The sequence below is a fragment of the Acidocella aquatica genome, assembly GCF_030160635.1.
GTDB classification, from domain to species: Bacteria; Pseudomonadota; Alphaproteobacteria; order Acetobacterales; family Acetobacteraceae; genus Acidocella; species Acidocella aquatica.
In genome coordinates, this window is sequence record NZ_BSOS01000133.1 from 1 (window position 1) to 946 (window position 946).

A 946-nucleotide genomic window follows, 5' to 3' on the forward strand; every position below is an offset into this window, starting at 1 on the left:
GGTCATGCGTTCGGCCTGTATGTGCGGCAACGTGGCCGCCGGCCCAGATGGGTTCCGCGAGCAACATCCAAACACAACTGCGGCGTATAGTATGCCGGTGATTCAATCGGATTTTGTTGCTCGTCGGTTCGACCGATCATCATCTCTTGCTCTGCCCTTAAACCCTCGGCACCGGCACGTGGTTTAGGCGGCTACCGGCTGACGCCGATACGCTTCACCACGCGCCATCATGGCCCAGATGATCCGGGCCATCTTGTTGGCCAGAGCGATCGCCGCGACCTTGCGCGGCCGCCGCTCCAGCAATTGCACCAGCCAGGCGGTAGCTGACTTGGCTCCGGGTTTAGCGAAGCGGATCACCGCCATCGCTCCGACCACGAGGAGCTGCCGCAACCTCTCATTGCCTGCTTTACTTATCTTTCCCATACGATGCTTGCCGCCGGTGGAATGTTCTCGCGGGGTCAGCCCAAGCCAAGCGGCAAAATGTCGCCCGGTCTCAAAGTTCGCTAGGTTCACGCTCAGCGCCATGGTGATCGCGGTGATTGGTCCAACGCCTGGAATTGCGGCGAGTAGCCTGCTCACCGCGTTAGCCTTGTGCTGTTCGAGCAGCTGTTTCTCCAGCACCTCGATCTTCGCATCGAGATCAGTGATATGCCGGCCCATCTGCTCGAACATCGCCTTTGCAATTGCCGGAATCGCCTCCTCCGCAGAGAGAAGGGCGAGCAATGCTGTGACGTCGCGCAGCCCTTGGCGGCAACGATGCCAAATTCCGCCGCATGCCCTCGCAACGCGTTGATCGCCTGGGTGCGTTGGTTCACCAAGAGCTCCCGATGCTTGACAACAATCGTCGCGGCTTGCTCATCCACCGATTTGACCGGAACCTGGCGCATGGCCGGACGTGATGCCGCCTCACAGATCGCCTCCGCGTCGTTGCGGTCGTTCTTGCTCC

Annotated in this window: 1 pseudogene; it reads right to left on the reverse strand. The window is 60.6% G+C overall.

Annotation, left to right across the window (positions count from 1 at the left end):
* Positions 1–183: 183 nt before the first annotated feature.
* Positions 184–946 (reverse strand): annotated as a pseudogene (locus tag QQJ84_RS19325) (IS110 family RNA-guided transposase); the annotation flags it as partial.